Annotated in this window: 17 protein-coding genes and 3 tRNA genes; 11 read left to right on the top strand and 9 right to left on the bottom strand. The window is 53.3% G+C overall.

From position 1 onward, the window contains the following. The first annotated feature begins 17 nt into the window (after positions 1-17). From M2396_RS20395 to mgtE, 3 genes are all read left to right on the top strand, one after another. Positions 18-94 (top strand) — tRNA-Arg (locus M2396_RS20395). A gap of 73 nt (positions 95-167) precedes the next feature. Then, positions 168-244, top strand: a tRNA-Arg gene (locus tag M2396_RS20390). 379 nt (positions 245-623) lie between these two features. Beyond that, positions 624-2,066, top strand: coding sequence for a magnesium transporter (mgtE, locus tag M2396_RS20385; protein WP_101317732.1), 1,443 nt, complete (start codon positions 624-626; stop codon positions 2,064-2,066). A gap of 87 nt (positions 2,067-2,153) precedes the next feature. Here the strand turns inward: mgtE and M2396_RS20380 are convergent, their stop codons facing one another. Beyond that, the gene (locus M2396_RS20380; protein ID WP_033699552.1) at positions 2,154-2,480 is read right to left on the bottom strand and encodes an Arc family DNA-binding protein; all 327 of its coding nucleotides are present in this window, start codon (positions 2,478-2,480) and stop codon (positions 2,154-2,156) included. A 341-nt stretch (positions 2,481-2,821) separates the two neighbouring features. Between M2396_RS20380 and phnN the strand changes: the two genes are divergently transcribed. Both phnN and M2396_RS20370 read left to right on the top strand, forming a co-directional pair. Beyond that, complete coding sequence (gene phnN / locus M2396_RS20375) at positions 2,822-3,412, top strand: phosphonate metabolism protein/1,5-bisphosphokinase (PRPP-forming) PhnN (protein WP_259077533.1); 591 nt, start codon at positions 2,822-2,824, stop codon at positions 3,410-3,412. 327 nt (positions 3,413-3,739) lie between these two features. After that, positions 3,740-3,811, top strand: a tRNA-Arg gene (locus tag M2396_RS20370). Positions 3,812-4,139: 328 nt separating this feature from the next. Here the strand turns inward: M2396_RS20370 and M2396_RS20365 are convergent. Beyond that, positions 4,140-4,610 (bottom strand): helix-turn-helix domain-containing protein, encoded by a 471-nt coding sequence (locus M2396_RS20365; RefSeq protein ID WP_161468895.1) that lies wholly within the window; start codon positions 4,608-4,610, stop codon positions 4,140-4,142. Between the two features lie 128 nt (positions 4,611-4,738). Here M2396_RS20365 and M2396_RS20360 point away from each other — a divergent pair, with 128 nt between their 5' ends. From M2396_RS20360 to M2396_RS20350, 3 genes are all read left to right on the top strand, one after another. Further along, positions 4,739-5,134: a DUF6957 family protein gene (locus M2396_RS20360; protein WP_122433769.1), complete on the top strand. Its 396-nt coding sequence runs from the start codon at positions 4,739-4,741 to the stop codon at positions 5,132-5,134. Between the two features lie 210 nt (positions 5,135-5,344). Beyond that, entirely contained in the window at positions 5,345-5,635 is a 291-nt protein-coding gene (locus M2396_RS20355; protein WP_237613839.1) for a hypothetical protein, read from the top strand. A 106-nt stretch (positions 5,636-5,741) separates the two neighbouring features. After that, positions 5,742-6,104 carry a hypothetical protein gene (locus tag M2396_RS20350; RefSeq protein WP_240995089.1) on the top strand — a complete coding sequence of 121 codons (363 nt, stop codon included), beginning with the start codon at positions 5,742-5,744 and terminating at the stop codon, positions 6,102-6,104. 91 nt (positions 6,105-6,195) lie between these two features. On the opposite strand, the gene M2396_RS20345 is transcribed toward M2396_RS20350, so the two are convergent. The 3 genes from M2396_RS20345 to M2396_RS20335 are packed head-to-tail and all read right to left on the bottom strand — an operon-like array spanning position 6,196 to position 9,507. Next, positions 6,196-7,305, bottom strand: coding sequence for a ComEC/Rec2 family competence protein (locus M2396_RS20345; protein ID WP_259077529.1), 1,110 nt, complete (start codon positions 7,303-7,305; stop codon positions 6,196-6,198). Then, complete coding sequence (locus M2396_RS20340) at positions 7,298-8,356, bottom strand: hypothetical protein (RefSeq protein WP_259077528.1); 1,059 nt, start codon at positions 8,354-8,356, stop codon at positions 7,298-7,300. Before M2396_RS20340 ends, M2396_RS20345 begins: the two co-directional genes overlap by 8 nt. After that, the gene (locus tag M2396_RS20335; protein WP_161468722.1) at positions 8,353-9,507 is read right to left on the bottom strand and encodes a caspase family protein; all 1,155 of its coding nucleotides are present in this window, start codon (positions 9,505-9,507) and stop codon (positions 8,353-8,355) included. Before M2396_RS20335 ends, M2396_RS20340 begins: the two co-directional genes overlap by 4 nt. Positions 9,508-9,950: 443 nt before the next feature. On the opposite strand from M2396_RS20335, the gene M2396_RS20330 reads away from it, so the two are divergent. Together M2396_RS20330 and M2396_RS20325 are read left to right on the top strand one after the other, a co-directional pair. Continuing rightward, positions 9,951-10,589, top strand: coding sequence for a hypothetical protein (locus tag M2396_RS20330; RefSeq protein ID WP_161468721.1), 639 nt, complete (start codon positions 9,951-9,953; stop codon positions 10,587-10,589). 353 nt (positions 10,590-10,942) lie between these two features. Next, positions 10,943-11,572: a hypothetical protein gene (locus M2396_RS20325; RefSeq protein WP_161468720.1), complete on the top strand. Its 630-nt coding sequence runs from the start codon at positions 10,943-10,945 to the stop codon at positions 11,570-11,572. A gap of 103 nt (positions 11,573-11,675) precedes the next feature. Here the strand turns inward: M2396_RS20325 and M2396_RS20320 are convergent, their stop codons facing one another. The 3 genes from M2396_RS20320 to M2396_RS20310 all read right to left on the bottom strand — a co-directional run bounded on the left by M2396_RS20320 (position 11,676) and on the right by M2396_RS20310 (position 13,409). After that, positions 11,676-11,945 (bottom strand): hypothetical protein, encoded by a 270-nt coding sequence (locus M2396_RS20320; RefSeq protein WP_161468719.1) that lies wholly within the window; start codon positions 11,943-11,945, stop codon positions 11,676-11,678. A gap of 109 nt (positions 11,946-12,054) precedes the next feature. Then, positions 12,055-12,807 carry an NAD-dependent deacylase gene (locus M2396_RS20315; protein WP_161468718.1) on the bottom strand — a complete coding sequence of 251 codons (753 nt, stop codon included), beginning with the start codon at positions 12,805-12,807 and terminating at the stop codon, positions 12,055-12,057. 290 nt (positions 12,808-13,097) lie between these two features. After that, positions 13,098-13,409 (bottom strand): hypothetical protein, encoded by a 312-nt coding sequence (locus tag M2396_RS20310; protein WP_161468717.1) that lies wholly within the window; start codon positions 13,407-13,409, stop codon positions 13,098-13,100. Between the two features lie 218 nt (positions 13,410-13,627). On the opposite strand from M2396_RS20310, the gene M2396_RS20305 reads away from it, so the two are divergent. Next, a complete protein-coding gene (locus M2396_RS20305; protein WP_259077520.1) occupies positions 13,628-14,137 on the top strand; it encodes a ProQ/FinO family protein in 510 nt (169 codons plus the stop codon). A gap of 1,355 nt (positions 14,138-15,492) precedes the next feature. Here the strand turns inward: M2396_RS20305 and M2396_RS20300 are convergent. Then, complete coding sequence (locus M2396_RS20300; protein WP_161469060.1) at positions 15,493-15,666, bottom strand: hypothetical protein; 174 nt, start codon at positions 15,664-15,666, stop codon at positions 15,493-15,495. Between the last annotated feature and the right edge of the window lie 165 nt (positions 15,667-15,831).

Here is a 15,831-nt window from a genome sequence, read left to right as displayed (position 1 = left end):
TCTAAAACTACCAACTTGGACTCATAGCTCAGCTGGATAGAGTACTCGGCTACGAACCGAGCGGTCGCAGGTTCGAATCCTGCTGAGTCCACCATATAGCACGGTGGTTGTGCTTGCACAGGCACCTTGTTTCAACCAGTGGTAACCTGGTCTAAAACTACCAACTTGGACTCATAGCTCAGCTGGATAGAGTACTCGGCTACGAACCGAGCGGTCGCAGGTTCGAATCCTGCTGAGTCCACCATCTTCATCAAGAAGCCCGCTTTTATAGCGGGCTTTTTGTTGTCTGCAATTCACCGAATTGTCAGTAAGCCGGACTAGACTGTGTGAGTAGGGCGCCCATGCGACAGGTCCTGCGCCTATGTGCTTTTTGTCTGGCGCCCACCGTCGCACTGATGGCTTTGCGCGTTGTCACAAGATAATCGCGTAAACGATTGTTCTGACCAAAAATTTAAGCAATCCGACAGCTCTTGCAGTGTATGATTGCGCCCGTCAGCCCCGCCGGGGCTTGTGGAATACCACCATGGACTTACCCAGTAGTTACCCCTTAATCCGATTTGCCAAAATAGATCTGATCGATTGATCTCCCCGGCGTGCTCCGCTGCTGGGAGTGGAGTTCGCCTATGACCGAAGTCGAAGTAAAGAAAAGCCAAGACAGCCTGCAGGATCGCCTGGCCCAGGTGATTGACCTGCTGCAGCGTCAGCGTGTTGTTGAAGACCTGACCCACCGTCAGGAGGGGCAGCACAATAGCCTGGTGGAGAGCCTCGTCCACCGCCAGAACCTGGTCGAGCTGCAACGCAAGCTCGATGACCTGCACCCTGCCGACATCGCCTACATTCTCGAAGCACTGCCGCTCGATGACCGCCTGACGGTCTGGCAGTTGGTGCGCTCTGATCGTGACGGCGACATCCTCCTGGAAGTATCCGACGCCGTCCGCCAGACCCTGATCGCCGACATGGACGATCACGAGCTGCTGGCCGCTGCCAAGGAAATGGACGCCGACGAACTCGCTGACCTGGCTCCCGAGCTGCCGCGTGACGTTGTCCACGAGCTGATGGAGACCCTCGACGCCCAGCAACGCGAGCGGGTCCGCTCGGCGCTGAGCTATGACGAGGATCAGGTCGGTGCACTGATGGACTTCGAGATGGTCACCATCCGCGAAGACGTCAGCCTGGAAGTGGTACTGCGTTACCTGCGCCGGCTCAAGGAGTTGCCAGGCCACACCGACAAGCTGTTTGTGGTCGACTCCGATGGCATGCTCAAGGGCGTGTTGCCGATCAAGCGCCTGCTGGTCAATGATCCGGACAAGCAGGTGGCTGAGGTCATGGCTACCGACCCGGTCAGTTTCCACCCTGACGACGACGCCTACGACGCCGCGCAGGCGTTCGAACGTTACGACCTGGTATCTGCCCCTGTAGTCGACAAGAGCGATCGCCTGATCGGCCGTCTGACCATCGACGAGATGGTCGACCTGATCCGTGAGGAAAGCGAAAGCGAAGTCCTCAACATGGCCGGTCTGCGCGAAGAAGAAGACATTTTCGCCTCGGTCTGGCGCTCGCTACGCAACCGTTGGGCGTGGCTGGCGATCAACCTGATTACCGCGTTCCTCGCCTCTCGCGTGATTGGCCTGTTCGAAGGCTCGATCGAGAAGCTGGTGGCATTGGCGGCATTGATGCCGATCGTTGCTGGTATCGGCGGCAACTCGGGCAACCAGACCATCACCATGATCGTCCGCGCCATGGCGCTGGACCAGGTCAGCCCGGGCAACACCTCGCGATTGATGCGCAAGGAGCTGGCGGTGTCATTGATCAACGGCCTGGTCTGGGGTGGTGTAATCGGGGTAGTGGCGTATCTGCTCTACGGCAGCTGGTCGCTGGGCCTGGTAATGACCGGAGCAATGACTCTGAACCTGCTGTTGGCGGCGCTGATGGGGGTTTTGATCCCGATGACCCTGGTCCGCCTCGGGCGTGACCCGGCGATGGGTGCCAGTGTGATGATCACGGCAGTGACAGACAGTGGCGGCTTCTTCATCTTCCTTGGCCTGGCCACGATATTCCTGATGTAAACCACTGCCGGCGCTTGATTGAAGAGCGCCGGCAGCCAGAAACAACAAAGCCAGCTTGCGCTGGCTTTGTTGTTTCTGGCGGTTTGATCAGGACGCGTCGGCGGCCATTTCCACATCGTGGGCAATCAAGGCTACCAGAGCGTTTTGTTGGCGGTGGGAGAGCTGGCGGAAGCGTTGCAGCAGCTCGCGCTCGTGCAGGCTTAGCTCAGGGCTGTCCAGGCGCATGCTCAGCTCGTCGCCCAGTGCACCTTCCTGGATAAGGCTCTGTTCCAGGCGGGCAATGATCTCGGAGTTCATGCTGCGGTGATGGTTGCGGGCTACCTCGGCAATGCGCTCACGCATCCCGTCTGGCAGACGAACGACAAACTTGTCAGCGGTGCGGCTTGAATAAATAGCCTGTTTCAATGGGCGCATATAAATTGACCGGTTTACTGGTTCAGGGGAAGCGGTTGTCAAATGCCGCGCGGTGGAAATCTGACCGTCGCGACGGCAAAATGTTCAACCGTCGTGTATTTTTGGCGTTCATCATGCCTAAAATCTGCCGTTTCCTTGGCGTCAATTCTGTGACAAATAGTGATCCGCATAAAGGCTTTTTGCCAGTACCAATTATCAGAAATGAGCACTGGTTTGAAAAGTTTAGCGTTTTTCGGATCTACTGAATGTCAGACCTCTGCCGTCAAAATCTGGTAACAGTCGGAAAAGGGCAGGGAAAACACCTAGAATGCGCTCGGTCCCTAACAGTGAGCATAGTGGCTATGCAATATGACGCAAGCGGCAGTCCATCGACAGTAGGTAGGTTGATATTCCTCGTTGGACCCTCTGGATCAGGAAAAGATTCCCTGATCGACGCGTTTTGGGCGAAATTGACCGAGCACGGCATCATGGTTGCTCGCCGCGTCATTACCCGCTCGCCCGAAGCACTGGGCGAGGCCGCGCAGGGTGTCAGCCCTGAGCAATTCGAGCAGATGCGCGCAGGTGGGCATTTTGCCATGTATTGGCAGGCAAATGCTTTGGCATATGGCATTCCGGCGCAGATTGATCAGTGGCTGCAGGCTGGCAAGCACGTTTTGGTAAACGGATCGCGGGCTTACTTGGCCGAAGCGCGGCGACGTTACCCGAACCTGCTGGCAATCCGCCTCGAGGTAAACCCGACCGTCCTGCGTCAGCGTTTGCTGGCGCGCGGCCGAGAGACCCCGCAAGCCATCGAGCAGCGTTTGCAGCGCAGCGCCGAACTGCAGGTGACCGCCGCCGACAACGTGCATGTGCTGGACAACTCGCAGACGCTGGAGCAATCGGTCACCAGCCTGTTTGCCTTGCTGCAGGCCGAAGGTTTGCTTCAAGCCTGACCGCTATGACAAGTCTTACGTGGCAAAAGCCCGAATCGGGCATGACAAACGGTCTGGCGCTGGTTAACATGCTCGCCGTCACGCTCATCGGCGCTCGCCGGTGGCACTGGTCCCAGTAGCTCAATTGGATAGAGCATCCCCCTCCTAAGGGGAAGGTTGGCCGTTCTTATCCGACATTGGTTTAACTGCACATTGAGGATGCCTGGCTGGTGAGGGCTGTGTGCCAGATCGCTTTTTTTGCTGCGTATTCGATGCTCGAGTTGTGGTCGGATCGAAGAATCAAACTTTCATAACCCGCTGTTTTTACGTAAGATGCTGACGCTCAATGTCCTCTTAGTTCAACGGATAGAACGAGCCCCTCCTAAGGGCTAGATGCAGGTTCGATTCCTGCAGGGGACACATCCTACTCAGTTGCTCCCCTTCATGGCCTTAGGCCAATCTCCACTCTCCTTGCTTCAACCCTAAACCCCCTTACGCGTCCATCGCCCTTGCTCGTCACTAACGCTGCCTGCCAGATTCGTGGCAATTGTACGTGACCTCGGAAGACGTTGAGCTTTAGGCGGGACACGAAGTGTTTGTGATTCGTTGGGGGGGGGGAGCGTTGTCGTAACACTCCTCAGCAGCATGCCTCGCGCCACCTCAGCTCGTCGAAAGCAATGCGCGCTTGGCCACTGTTTTCCAAAGCTGTTGCTGCTTGTCTACGGCTTCGATACTGGTGACGTCATCATCAGCGGATCGCGCTTTGGTGCCAAAGCCTACGCAGAGTGCTCTCCGGTATTCCCAACTCCTTTACTGCCTGAGCCTGGGTAAATCCTCTTTTCTTCAAATCATGAACCGCTTCCAGCTTCTTTCTAGCGCTATCCGTCCCATGGCGTGGCAATTCCGTTGGCTTCGTTGGAAGGCTCGCGTCAGCCAGTTCCAAGGCATCCAGCTCTGCAAGCGCAGCCAGCAGCATCTCCCGAGCTGTTACGTGTTTGTGAGAGGCAACGGTTAGCGCGAGGAGGGTGATCGGCTCCACATTTAGCGCGGCTGCTAGCTGATAGCTCGAGTCTAGGGTCACCGCACTTTTTCCGAGCTCTAGGTTGCTTACATGAGGTTGGGACACCGAACCGCCAACATTGGCGATGTCCTCTTGGAACAGCCCTTTACGAGTGCGTAGCAACTGAAGGGATGCGGCAAAGGAATAACGCAGCGACATCGCAAATTCCCCAAAAACGAGTGGTATGCCGCGTTTGCCTGCCGCCAAGCAAAGAGATATAGTTATATGGGTGGCGGTCTGGGTTTGGATCGTCAATTTATGTGAAATTCTTGGCGGGGACGCAGCGGATGGAAAGAGGGCTTGAAGATGGGCTGCTGGGCGAAAGTGGGGTTGCCTTGGTTGGTTCTGAACTGCCCCTTGAAGATGTGCTCCTCGCTGCTCGAGAGCATTACAAGCGGATGCCTCTTTGCGTTGTCGAGGATTGGGTGATCCTCGACGCCATAGTCACCGACGCCGAGCGCGCCAAAGTAATCGCCGCTGGCTGCCAGCCCATGTTTCTGTTTGCCCACAAGGTGATGCATGACGAACAGCGCCGTTTTGAGCCAGGTCACTGGGTGCGCTCGAGCATGGGTACCAATTTCAAGGAGGGCTTTCTATTCGCTACGCGGAATTCCATCTACGTTTTGCTCGGGCCGGGCCATCGCAAGTCTTCCTCCATCGAAGCGATATTTTCTCTTTTCTGATTACCAACCGGTTCTGCTGGGCACCTGACGGGCTCCAGCAGCTTGAGGCGACACATGTTCAGAACCATAGACCGCGACCTCGTAGGCATCCCAGGAATGTTTGGCGAGGGCGTGTCCCAATGGCGTGGAGTATCAAGGCTACTCCGAACGCCTTGGTACCACTTGACCCTCAGCGTCGAAAACGAAGGTCGGCTCAGTGAGTGTGCAGCGATGATTGACGACACCCGCCAGCTTCAAGAGATGCTAGTGAGTCAGGGCGCTGGTCTAGTTATCACCGAGATTCTGGCCGTGACGCCATCCTGGATGAATAAGACCACAGGGTGGCAGATGGAGCGGTTAACCAAGGTAACCGTAGGCCAGGATAGGGCAGGCTCTGAGGTCTGCTTGTTGGAAGTCGCTAACGGAGCGGTGTATCACACCTCACACCAGCGAGACTTCAAGATCGAAGCGCTGGCGAACCTAAGACCTGTCTTTCTCTCGAGCATGATTCAAGGGCATTGAGACTACCAACAATCTTGCACGGTATCAGCGCGCCTGATTTCGTGGGCATTTCCTGATAACGCCATATCTATTGTTTAAGGGGGGCATGATGCTCAACACCGTCTAGGTGAATTTCCACGGAAAGCGCCATACAGATTTTGACCTTGTGCGCATCATGAGAGCCCAACAGCAGGGCTTTGAGGAACCAGTTACGGCTTACCTCTGCGGGGTTTCCATCAGAGCGCGCACAGGTATAGGTGTAGTTTTTGGTCACGCACGCAAAGATCAATACGGTCGATTCGAAGATGGTCATTTGATCCGGACTTCTGACGTGTCGAAACTCGAACGCGAAGAGCGGTTCTGGGTGATGACAACTGTGAATTCTCGCTACGTGCTGGCCACGTTCCAGCGTGGGAATGGCCGTGCGAGTCTGCGTGAGTATTTGCGTCTTCGTGCAGGACTGCACATGACTTCACGAGGGTTGCAGTGATAGTTCGGCGTGGCGTTGACGGTCAGGCATCGCAGAGTTATGCGAGATGATGATGCGATAGCAACGCTTACAAACTCCCCAGGATTGGTTGTTACTGCGGTGTGTCGCGTAAGCCGAAGGTCAATGTAAGTCCGTCGTTGCTATCACCATAGCTCGTCACATAGTCGAATTTCTTACACCACTCATCGTTTTTCCATCTCTCGTTTACCTCGCTTTGGATGTTGAAACCGATACGTGCCGGGCGTGCAGCGCTGTGATAAATAAGCTTTGCGACTGCTTCGTCATCGGGATGTCGAAAACGATTGCCCTCTGTTGAAATGATCCAGTGATCGCACACAACGCTTTTAACTAGCTTGCTGGATAGATTTTTACTGCTGCCATGATGCGGAACTTTAAACGCATCAAGCGTCATTGGCTTCGTCGAATCTATACTTTCGATTGCTTCAACTAAATCGGACGCGTACGCATCACCGCTCAACAATATACGATTGCCTTGATACTCAATCAGCAATGCAATGCTGCTGCCGTTTGCTCGGCTTTTATCGGTTTTGGTTGGTTTAGTTGCGAGTTTTATTAGGTCTTTCATACTTTTCAGTGTGAGCTGATTAGATGCGCCTAGAGCTTCAATTTCGCAGTCTTCGTCCTGGTCTTTTTCTTCGTAATTGGCCAATGCCTCACGCCATTCCTTTTGCCAAGTTGGCAAGAGCTGCTTTAGGCGCTGCGGCGTTGGCCCTAGTACCGTAATTCTTAACTCGCCAGCAAGTTCTATGACTGGAATTGGTTTACTAGGGTCTCTGCATATCGGCCCACCATCAAAATGGAAATTCCATGCCTTATCTTTGAGCCAATCGCTTAGCATTTCACCTTTGACTGCACCCAACTCCTCAAGCGGTTCCGCATTCGGATTGTAATCGAGATGAGCTAAGCCATTGAACCAGAAGTCCTTTATGAACAGCCCTGGAATGGGCGCATTGTCGACCAACGCCGAAAGAGCGCCATTGATGTGATCACAATCGATATGGGTGACGACTACCAGCTCAAAGTTGCGACCGTTTTCAGGTAGGGCTTCTAACCGCTTACGTAGCGCAAGTCCTGTTTGCACCGTTCCCATATCGACCAGCATTTGGAAAGCTAAATCCTTTCCCCATCGTAGCCAAATCGAGTCACCTTCACGCGCGGGGAGAAATTGTATCTCAAGCATTGCTGTTTTCCGTCGAGGTTTTGCACAGGTAAATCGAATTCCAATCTACATCAGTCGCGATCTTGGCAATGTTCGTTAGCGCTTTATGGCAAAGAGCAACGTTGTCAGCTTCGGGTGCGTAACGAAGCAGGCTCATCAGTATGGAGAATGATTCGGTGTAGAGGATTCGTTGCTGGCTCGCTTCATAAGCCAGTTGAATAGCTCTTTCGCGGTCGTTAGGCTCTCCCATCAAAATGTTAGCAAGCAATATTTTGGCGTCTGGTAACCAAGGGAACTCAGTGCTGAGCTGTTCTAGCTGGTTCTGGTAGGCACCAAGCCTTCCAGTTTTTTTAAGTATTAGGGCAGCTAAGATCACCCCGGTGGGATCGATGTATACATTCATTAGGGTGTGGATTGCCCTACCTGCAAGCCTCGCTGCAGAGCCAATTTGCCCTGAGATGAACAAGCGTTCCAAGGCGGACGATAAACTTCTAGTTTGAGAAATGCTGATCTGTAGATCGCTCTTTGGGCGTTCTGTAGAGGTTTTGATGTGGCAAGTAACTGATAGGCGATGGTTGCCAGCACTGATAGGAAGGCTTACTTCGTATAGTTCATTACCTTTTCGAATAATCGCGTAAGCCACTTGCTCCATCTCCTCGCGGTGACGGACAATCCAGAAACCATCTTCAGGGTAGATGGTGACATTGCGACTCGCGCTAATTAGTTTACTATCTTGTGTAGGAGTTTCAAGGCCTTGTATTTGTTCGGTTGATAGGAACTTAAATTCTGACTCTGGCACCTCCGGCTGGGACGGCAGGTTTGGTTCAAGCGACACATTAGAAATTTCAGATCTGGTCACTTTAACTGTTTGTTTCTGTCGCTTTCCATCTTCAAGGACAGCGCTTATTTCGTAAACGCCTACAGGAAGGTCAAATACTCGTTTATTACTCGTTGAGATGATCAGAATGAGATCGTCATTTCTGATCTCGATCGGTGTCGCAGTCCCACCAAAATTGACCTTGGATTTAATTCTAACTTTCACCTGGCCGTGCTCTGTATTTTCAGGGCTCATTTTAGAGGTAGCTCCATCTCGCTAGTAGGAGGTTCGATGCTGAAGCAATCCACTTGAGAATCTGGAGGGGTGACAGTAGTGACTTCTACTAAGTAGATCCCCGCACGGACTCTGGTTCTAGCTGGCCACTTAGTTAGAGTGTTTCCGACCTTCTTACCTTTCAGCTTAAGATCTGCTGAGTAATTGTCAGGATCTTGAGTTTGGCAGACGGTAATTGTAAGGTTTACGTCAGGCGGAGATAGGCACTCATGTAAACACGCTTTGATTGGACGGCCGCCTACGTCTACTTTTTGTTTCTTTCCTTTAGCTGAGGCGATGGCCTCTACTGCGGGCGTCAAATAATCGATGAGGCTAGTGGTGGTTACACGCCATGTAGGGTCGTTTGCCACGTCCGTTTTCGCGGCGTAACCTTCCTTTAGACCAGCCATCAATACCTCGTTAAAAAGCGTGACCTCATTACGCGTCCCGTAGGCAGTTTGTCCACTGGAGGACGAGAAGAACATCGGAGAAGCAACAGCCGGCTCGCATCTGTTGACGTCGAACTCCAAGATTCCCGCCAATTTATCGTATTCTTCTTTGTCTGGTGCGAGGCCTCGACATAAGTCCAAAAACCAGAACTGCGCGTGTGCGTTGTCCTCATTGTCCATGGTTTTATTAAATGCGGTCATGTCAACAGCGCCGGTGTATTTCTTCCGGTGGTGAAGTGGATTTCCAAAGTCACTCAGAAGTAAAACCGCACCGTCTTTGGTGAACTGCACTCCATGTCCAGCGACGTAGACAACTGCGATGTTTTCAGGATGACTCTCGGAAGCATCCATGAAATCGAGAATGGCTTGTTCGACGTTTGCTCGGGTTGGTGCGTGATCGCCTTTCATCAGGCTCTGAACGGAAGGGTGGATGACCTCTCCCGGCGATTCAGCAAGGAGCACTCTCAGGCTGCGCAGAGGAAGCCCAGGCATATTGTGGCCATCCATAAGCCAGGCGGCGAACTCCGATGCCGATCGGGCGGCAGATGATAACTGCTTCAACCCTAGGTGCAGGGTATCGGGGTTTTCGTCGTCACCACCTTTCAAAAACCGGTACGCGCTGATGCCGATAACCAAGGCGTGGGTGCCAGGCTCCGTCAGATGCTCAGGTATTAACAACGACATGTAGAAGCTCACTCATCCTTAGACGCCCCAAACCCCTATCATATCAAACAGCTAGCATCAGTAGCAGTCACATGCTTATCAGTCGCCCCTGGTGTTGGGTGGAACGGCAAGGGCGCATGGAGCCTTGCTAGCGTTGGCACGCCTGATCCCTGCACAGACGCTCATGAGCGGAAGTCCTAAAGACAGCCAAGAAGCTTGCTACCCATTCGGTCGATGCCTGTCCTCAGTCAGTGGCGATCACCATCTGTCAAAAGTAGCTCCATTTCAGCCAAGTCTGTCCGCTTCAAAGCCGATCCCAAAATGTTGATAGTCGACGCCAATAATCGGGAATCTTAGCGCTCGAGCTTTTGGCCGATATCACCAGCGTTCGCGACGTGGAGCGACTTAATAGTGCGGGTAAAATCCTGCTAACAGGTTGATTTTAATAGTTAAAGAGGATGTTTATGAAAACTACACTCAAATCCCAGTTGCAGTCGTGGGTGGGCCGGCTCGAAGCACAGCAGGATACGAGGCGTGACCGTCATTCGGATTTCGACCCCTATTCGGATTACGACTTTTTCCTGGAGTACAAGGTGCTGGGGATAGCGACGTTCCTGAAGCAGGTAGCCTACCAAGAGGACGATCTCGAGCTGCTTGCATTCGCGTCAAAAGCCGAGATGCAAGTCGAGAGCATGATTAGCGCTAATGAAGCAGCAGAGGAGGAGGCTGACCGCGAGCATGATGAGCAACAACAGGCCTACTATGAGCAAGATGACCGCATCAGGAAAGCGTGTGCCTACCATTTCTACACTGTCCCCGCATTTTCGGTAGATACGTTGAAATACGACGTGATGGTTCAGGATGCGGCAGCTAGATTTACTGATCCCTACAAGCTTTCTAGCTTGAGAAGGTATCTGGAGAGCGACCAGGTGCTTAGCAGAGTCTACGAGAAGGTGAAGTCCCGCCTAACGCGCACGTTTGATCGAGTGGGGGACTCTCCAACCCTAGAAGAGATAGCACAGGCCTTTGATGCTGAACTGTTGAATATCTATCGGCTGGCGGATGCCCACGTCGGACGCACGATTGCTCAGTACGCCCCGTAAATGCCACCCGGGCGCATTGGTTGATTGAGTGACGCGGGCCTTGTGGTGGGCTTGGCGGGGGGCTCTCGCCACCGCCAAGCGTCAATCAGCGACCGAGTGACGCAGTATCCGCAGCAGACTTGCGCGCCTTGGGGGACGAGCAGTCTTAGAATCTGGTTTTCATCGTTCATTTAAGGTCTTGTCCGGCATCACCCCCTCCGATACGATCGTCCTCGGCTCTCCGCCGAAGCTCTGGTCGGCTTAAAAAAGAGAACGTCCCACCCGCCTCAATGTTCTGCTATCGGCATCCGGATTTCCCGGTTATTCGCTAACGACAAAACGCCCAGCACAGCGACACATTCCGGAATTTTCAGATGACAGAATTCGTCAAGGCAGCTGCATTTGCAGCCAAAACTTCTCTTGCCGCGAAAGGCATCAAAGTCCAGCACGGTATCGCGCTGGAGGTCGTCGCTGCGTTTCTCGGCTACAAAACCTACGCCGCGTTTGTGGTTGAAGAGCGTAGGGAGGATCTGAAACATCATCTGGCTGATGCTGAGGTTATCGTTCTCGATTACCAAGGCGGCGTATCCCGGCTGGCTGAGCTCGAGGTATTGCAGGCCTTCATTGTTCAGGATTTCATCGATGCTATCGTCAACTGTCGCGACGGTGTGTTTTCAGATCTGCCCGAGTTTCTCGATGGTTACGTTCACCACGAGCTTCGGGATGTGATTCTTTCGAATGAGGGTGTCATCGTTGCGGCAGGATCTGAGCTATCTTCGGTCGAGCTGGAGGAGGGAAGATCGTTCAGCGAGCCGCTTTGGGGGGCTTCTGATACCTGGGAAGTATCTGGTTTTGGCACAGTCCATGGAATGGATGATCGTGCTGATCCCGACGATGAAGATCTGGAGGCGGCGGATGCTATCCGTTGTTTTGGCTGGGTCAAATTTTCCAAGGCGGGGCGGGCTGGTCTCAAGTTCCAGCAAAGCGGCGGGGAGTCTCTCTAGAGGGCAGATCCACCGACGGCCCGAGCCAATACAGGGGTGGTTTACCAGGCTCGGGTCACGAATGATTGACACGGCACGGGATGGACGGGTTACCTCATACGTGTCAAACCAATCTCAAGCCGCCGGGTGTGTCGACGTCGGCGGCTGCATCCTTTTCTCGCCTCGCTTCACCCATACGCATCAGCAAATTTACCGCTCCTTGGCGGGTGATTACTTCACAGATTTGTAGCGTCGTGATTTGGCTTTCCAGTATTCCTTGGAATCGATGATACATCGCATCCGCAGCGTCCAGTTTCAGCCAGTTTGCAAGGTTTCGTTCGAAACGTTCAATCTCGCTTGCTCGTAAAGGGTGTGGCGATTTTTTAGCTGCCATGCATGTGATCCTACTGATTAAGGGTAGTGCCCACGAGCAGATGCCTCATTGGGTACTGCTCGTGCTCTCGTTTCGCTCCGGTATGTGCGGCGCTTGTGGTTTGTACTTTTTAGAGAAATGCCCTTTCAACCAAGGACGACATGCTGAGCGCTGCGGTGCCCTCTACGAAAAACTCCTGACTGCTAATCGCAAAGCGTGCGGGGTTGATGTGCACGACCTTCGCATCATTCGCTAAAGCAGTGAATGGCAATTCAGCGGCTGGGTAAACGAGCCCTGACGTACCTACCGAGAGGAACATATCGCAGTCTTTTGCGGCCGCCAATGCGTTTGTCCAAGCCTCATCTGGAAGCATTTCGCCGAACCATACGACCCCTGGTCTCACATACCCGTCACACCTGGTGCATCGTGGTGGTTCGATGCGAATCCCAGCTTCTGGTAGTGGTTCAGATGGCAATGGGGCCTCGTATATGGCGCCGCAGTCGATGCATCGGGGCGAGTGCAGACTTCCATGGAGATGAGCCACTGCGGGACTTCCTGCTCGCTCGTGGAGGTCGTCCACGTTCTGAGTGATAACCGTCAATTTGGGTACGTGGTTGGCGAGCTGTGCGATTGCATAGTGTGCCCCGTTAGGTTGGGCCTGGATGACTTTGCGTCTACGCCATTCGTACCATCCCCAGCAAAGGCTTGGATCTGCATGGAACGCTTCGGCTGTCGCGAGCTTCGATGCATCAAAGTTTTCCCAAAGGCTAGTCAGTGCATCTCTGAATGTCGGAATACCGCTTTCTGCCGATGCGCCGGCGCCGGTGAAAACGACAACGTGCTTGGCAGCTCTGAGATGCTCTGCGACTGCATTGATGGGCATGTTTGTTCTCGCTGAATTCTTGCTGCTGCATGGGCACTATCGTAGGAGCGGGGCGCCCTGTTTTTTTGTCGAGACAGCGCCGTGCATGCCGCTTTGGGGCCGGCTGTCATGAACCCAGTCCAAACGGTCGGCCCTTTGGGCTCCATCCTCCTGCCGACGGCCTGCGCGTTCCGCTCGCATCATCTTCCGAGCACGCTTCACATTTCATGTTGGCATTGGACACATTACCGCCTGCGGTCGCCGAGGAAAATTTAACGAAGTGTCCAGCATCGGTTGACGACTCTAGTGGGTTACCAACCAGTGTCGCCTTCAAGACGATACTGATTCGGTACTGTCTTGAGGGTGGTATGTTCATCCGTCACCACATCAATCCGTCTGATTGCTGGCTGATGAGGCAGTGAAGATGAGAGGGCAAATACGCCTATCTGGTGCTTGGCTTTTGTGAGCTTTAGCTTTCCGCTTCGAAGCAGCTCGGCCGTCTTTTTCCGCTGAGCGTCCGCTCGCTCTTTCTCAAGCTTGCGTCGCTTCTCAGCTTTTGCCATGTCCTTCGCTTTTTCCAGCGCGCGTTTTTGTGCGCCTGCAGATCGACCCTTTTTACTCATGACGTTCCTGACTCCATTCAAACGGGTCTCCGGCCCACCGGGCTCGGCTGTCTACTAATAACCGAGAAGGATCGTCCTTATCAACAGCAAGTGCTTGGCGCGCGATGATGCGAAGCCGCCACGAAAACTGCTGCGATTCATCCTGTCTCAGCTGCTCCCAAACGCTGAATGGAATATCCTTGCATCCCGCAATCAACCTTCGAGCAGCGAATATAACGATGGGTTTTGAACAGTTAGCTGAGCTACGTGACCGCCTGCGGGCAGAAACAGAGCCGCAAAAGGTCGATAGCGCGAAACAGCCTAAGCGTAAGTCCTCGTCGCAGGCTAAGCCTCGTATCCAGGATCCAGCGGTGGAAGCGATCTGGCTGTTGCAGAAGCATTTCCCAGTGGCGTTCCCTGTTAACCCGGCTCCAAAGGTTCCACTCAAGGAAGGCATTCTCAAGGATGCTGAGCAGCATCTGGAGCTACTCGGATTGACCCGTGAGCAGCTGAAACTGGGTATCTCGACCTGGTGCCGGGGAACGCGGTATTGGGCATGCATGTTGGAAAATGCGCCGCGCTTGGATTTGACTGGTCAACCAACTGGCGTTGTATCCGCCACACAGGCTACGCACGCGAAGCAGCAGGCTTCGCGACAGCGCGGTCAAGACCGACGACATCGTGCGAAGTCAAAAGAGGATGGTCAGGCGCCAGTTGCCGTTGCTGCGGTGGAGCAGACTGCGAACTGAATTCAGTTTAGGTGTGCTGGTGGAAGTCTCAGAGATATCCGTGGAGGTCATTAGGACGGTCACACTCAGCAAAAGATGACCGAGAGAAGGAGTTGGCAGGCGCTGCCAACAGCTCTGTGGGAGGCCGCTTTCGCGGACGGCTGTCGTGACCGAGCCTATGCGCTATCGCTTCGTCTCGGCCCCCTCGGGCTTCCATCCTCCCACCTACGCGCTCCGCTTGCGAATGGCAATATTGATATTGTTCTCGAAGCGGGCATGACGGACGCTTGGCGTCTAGTCGATCCAGAATCATCTCAGTTTTTAGCAAATAAGTCGCTTTTGCTTGTTAATGATCATCTCCCCAGGCGTTCTTGTGGGAGCCTTAAACGCAGAACTTTATATATTGTGGGGATCGATGTGAGTAACAACTCCAGAAATGCTACGGCCACAAGCTTGATGAGCGAACACAGCACAGAGTATTGCCTGGTTCCTCGAATGCTGACCATTTTGAAGCAATCTTTTCAGGATGTTACGCCAATTTTTCCAGCAATGATGAGAGAGTTTGGTAAGAAATCATATCAAAAACAAAATGACATATTTCGCGTGTTAACCCTCTTTCCTCGCCGCCCAAAAGTCGCGAACGATCCCTCATCCGGGATCTATGTGACAATAAGTCGAGAGCTTTATCAGTTTGACGATTTTATGAGGGTGAGAGGGATATATACAATCGCAGGGTGTCCATTGGTAAGGACGATATGGGATCTGTCACGTGATCCGGAAATAGCTTGGATCGATATCCAGCATGCTTCGTTGAGCAAATATCTTAATCGAATGGATTGTGTTAGTACCTCTGGTGCATTATTGACGGATCAGGAAATACTGAGGCAGGTCTCAGAGTCGCGAACTTTTTCTCTAGACGGCTTGGGTGATATCGTGAGGAAATGTAGAGAGGTCACTGGCGCAGCATTCATGTACGGCCCTAAATATAAGCCAGTTTTTTTCTTGATCAGGTAAGCGGTTGGGTTGCTCCGTTGGTTTTTTGTTATCCAAAAACAAAATGGAAAAATCCATATTGGTTCGCAGCCCTCTGTCCCACGTCCGGCAACGCTTTCATCAAGCGCAGGATTTGGATAACGCCATGACCGTCCTTTGTCTACAAAGTAACGGCCATCTGGGGTGGTTGGATTTATACTATTATTCCCCTCAGCCACTTTCTGCCTGTCCAACCTCATTGATAATCGAGTCGTGATAACCCGCGCTCCTGATCAAGATGGGCGAAATCATGGGCCGGTCTTTTCGGAAGCTCAGCCACTTGGCCATCGATGATGCAACCAATCGTGCTCAGCAGAAGGCGCACTGGTGACAACGTAAACGCGTCAATCTTCCGCATCGCCAAGCACCAAGCAATCAAGGCCGTAGCCGTCGTCCATATCGAACCAGTGTGATGCTCCCTCAGTGTCTTTTTTCATGAAGCGGCTGACTAGGCCGAATGCTCTCTGCCGCTGATATTTGTCCCAACCTCCGCGCTCGATGCTCTCGAACTTGCCCATCTGCCGTGTGGGCCTGAGCCAGGTTGTTCTTTCCGTCGACCCCGACTGGCCTACGAGCGCTCAGACCTGAATGTCAACCACTGACTCGCCGGTTTGTATGCGTGTATAGGTCTGAAGGACTACGTAGGATTCATCGCAGGCCGCTACCTTGAGGGTTGCGGAGGC

The sequence above is a fragment of the Pseudomonas sp. BIGb0278 genome, assembly GCF_024809895.1.
In the GTDB taxonomy this organism is placed as follows: domain Bacteria; phylum Pseudomonadota; class Gammaproteobacteria; order Pseudomonadales; family Pseudomonadaceae; genus Aquipseudomonas; species Aquipseudomonas shirazensis.
The sequence above is the reverse complement of the archived record's forward strand: the minus strand, read 5'-3'. Positions and strand labels throughout refer to the sequence as shown.

Excerpts from the sequence above, each read along its gene's own strand:
- mgtE (WP_101317732.1), top strand. The coding sequence starts at position 624 with ATGACCGAAGTCGAAGTAAAGAAAAGCCAAGACAGCCTGCAGGATCGC.
- M2396_RS20380 (WP_033699552.1), bottom strand. The coding sequence starts at position 2,480 with ATGCGCCCATTGAAACAGGCTATTTATTCAAGCCGCACCGCTGACAAG.
- phnN (WP_259077533.1), top strand. The coding sequence starts at position 2,822 with ATGCAATATGACGCAAGCGGCAGTCCATCGACAGTAGGTAGGTTGATA.
- M2396_RS20365 (WP_161468895.1), bottom strand. The coding sequence starts at position 4,610 with ATGTCGCTGCGTTATTCCTTTGCCGCATCCCTTCAGTTGCTACGCACT.
- M2396_RS20360 (WP_122433769.1), top strand. The coding sequence starts at position 4,739 with ATGGAAAGAGGGCTTGAAGATGGGCTGCTGGGCGAAAGTGGGGTTGCC.
- M2396_RS20355 (WP_237613839.1), top strand. The coding sequence starts at position 5,345 with ATGATTGACGACACCCGCCAGCTTCAAGAGATGCTAGTGAGTCAGGGC.
- M2396_RS20345 (WP_259077529.1), bottom strand. The coding sequence starts at position 7,305 with ATGCTTGAGATACAATTTCTCCCCGCGCGTGAAGGTGACTCGATTTGG.
- M2396_RS20340 (WP_259077528.1), bottom strand. The coding sequence starts at position 8,356 with ATGAGCCCTGAAAATACAGAGCACGGCCAGGTGAAAGTTAGAATTAAA.
- M2396_RS20335 (WP_161468722.1), bottom strand. The coding sequence starts at position 9,507 with ATGTCGTTGTTAATACCTGAGCATCTGACGGAGCCTGGCACCCACGCC.
- M2396_RS20330 (WP_161468721.1), top strand. The coding sequence starts at position 9,951 with ATGAAAACTACACTCAAATCCCAGTTGCAGTCGTGGGTGGGCCGGCTC.
- M2396_RS20325 (WP_161468720.1), top strand. The coding sequence starts at position 10,943 with ATGACAGAATTCGTCAAGGCAGCTGCATTTGCAGCCAAAACTTCTCTT.
- M2396_RS20320 (WP_161468719.1), bottom strand. The coding sequence starts at position 11,945 with ATGGCAGCTAAAAAATCGCCACACCCTTTACGAGCAAGCGAGATTGAA.
- M2396_RS20315 (WP_161468718.1), bottom strand. The coding sequence starts at position 12,807 with ATGCCCATCAATGCAGTCGCAGAGCATCTCAGAGCTGCCAAGCACGTT.
- M2396_RS20310 (WP_161468717.1), bottom strand. The coding sequence starts at position 13,409 with ATGAGTAAAAAGGGTCGATCTGCAGGCGCACAAAAACGCGCGCTGGAA.
- M2396_RS20305 (WP_259077520.1), top strand. The coding sequence starts at position 13,628 with ATGGGTTTTGAACAGTTAGCTGAGCTACGTGACCGCCTGCGGGCAGAA.
- M2396_RS20300 (WP_161469060.1), bottom strand. The coding sequence starts at position 15,666 with ATGGGCAAGTTCGAGAGCATCGAGCGCGGAGGTTGGGACAAATATCAG.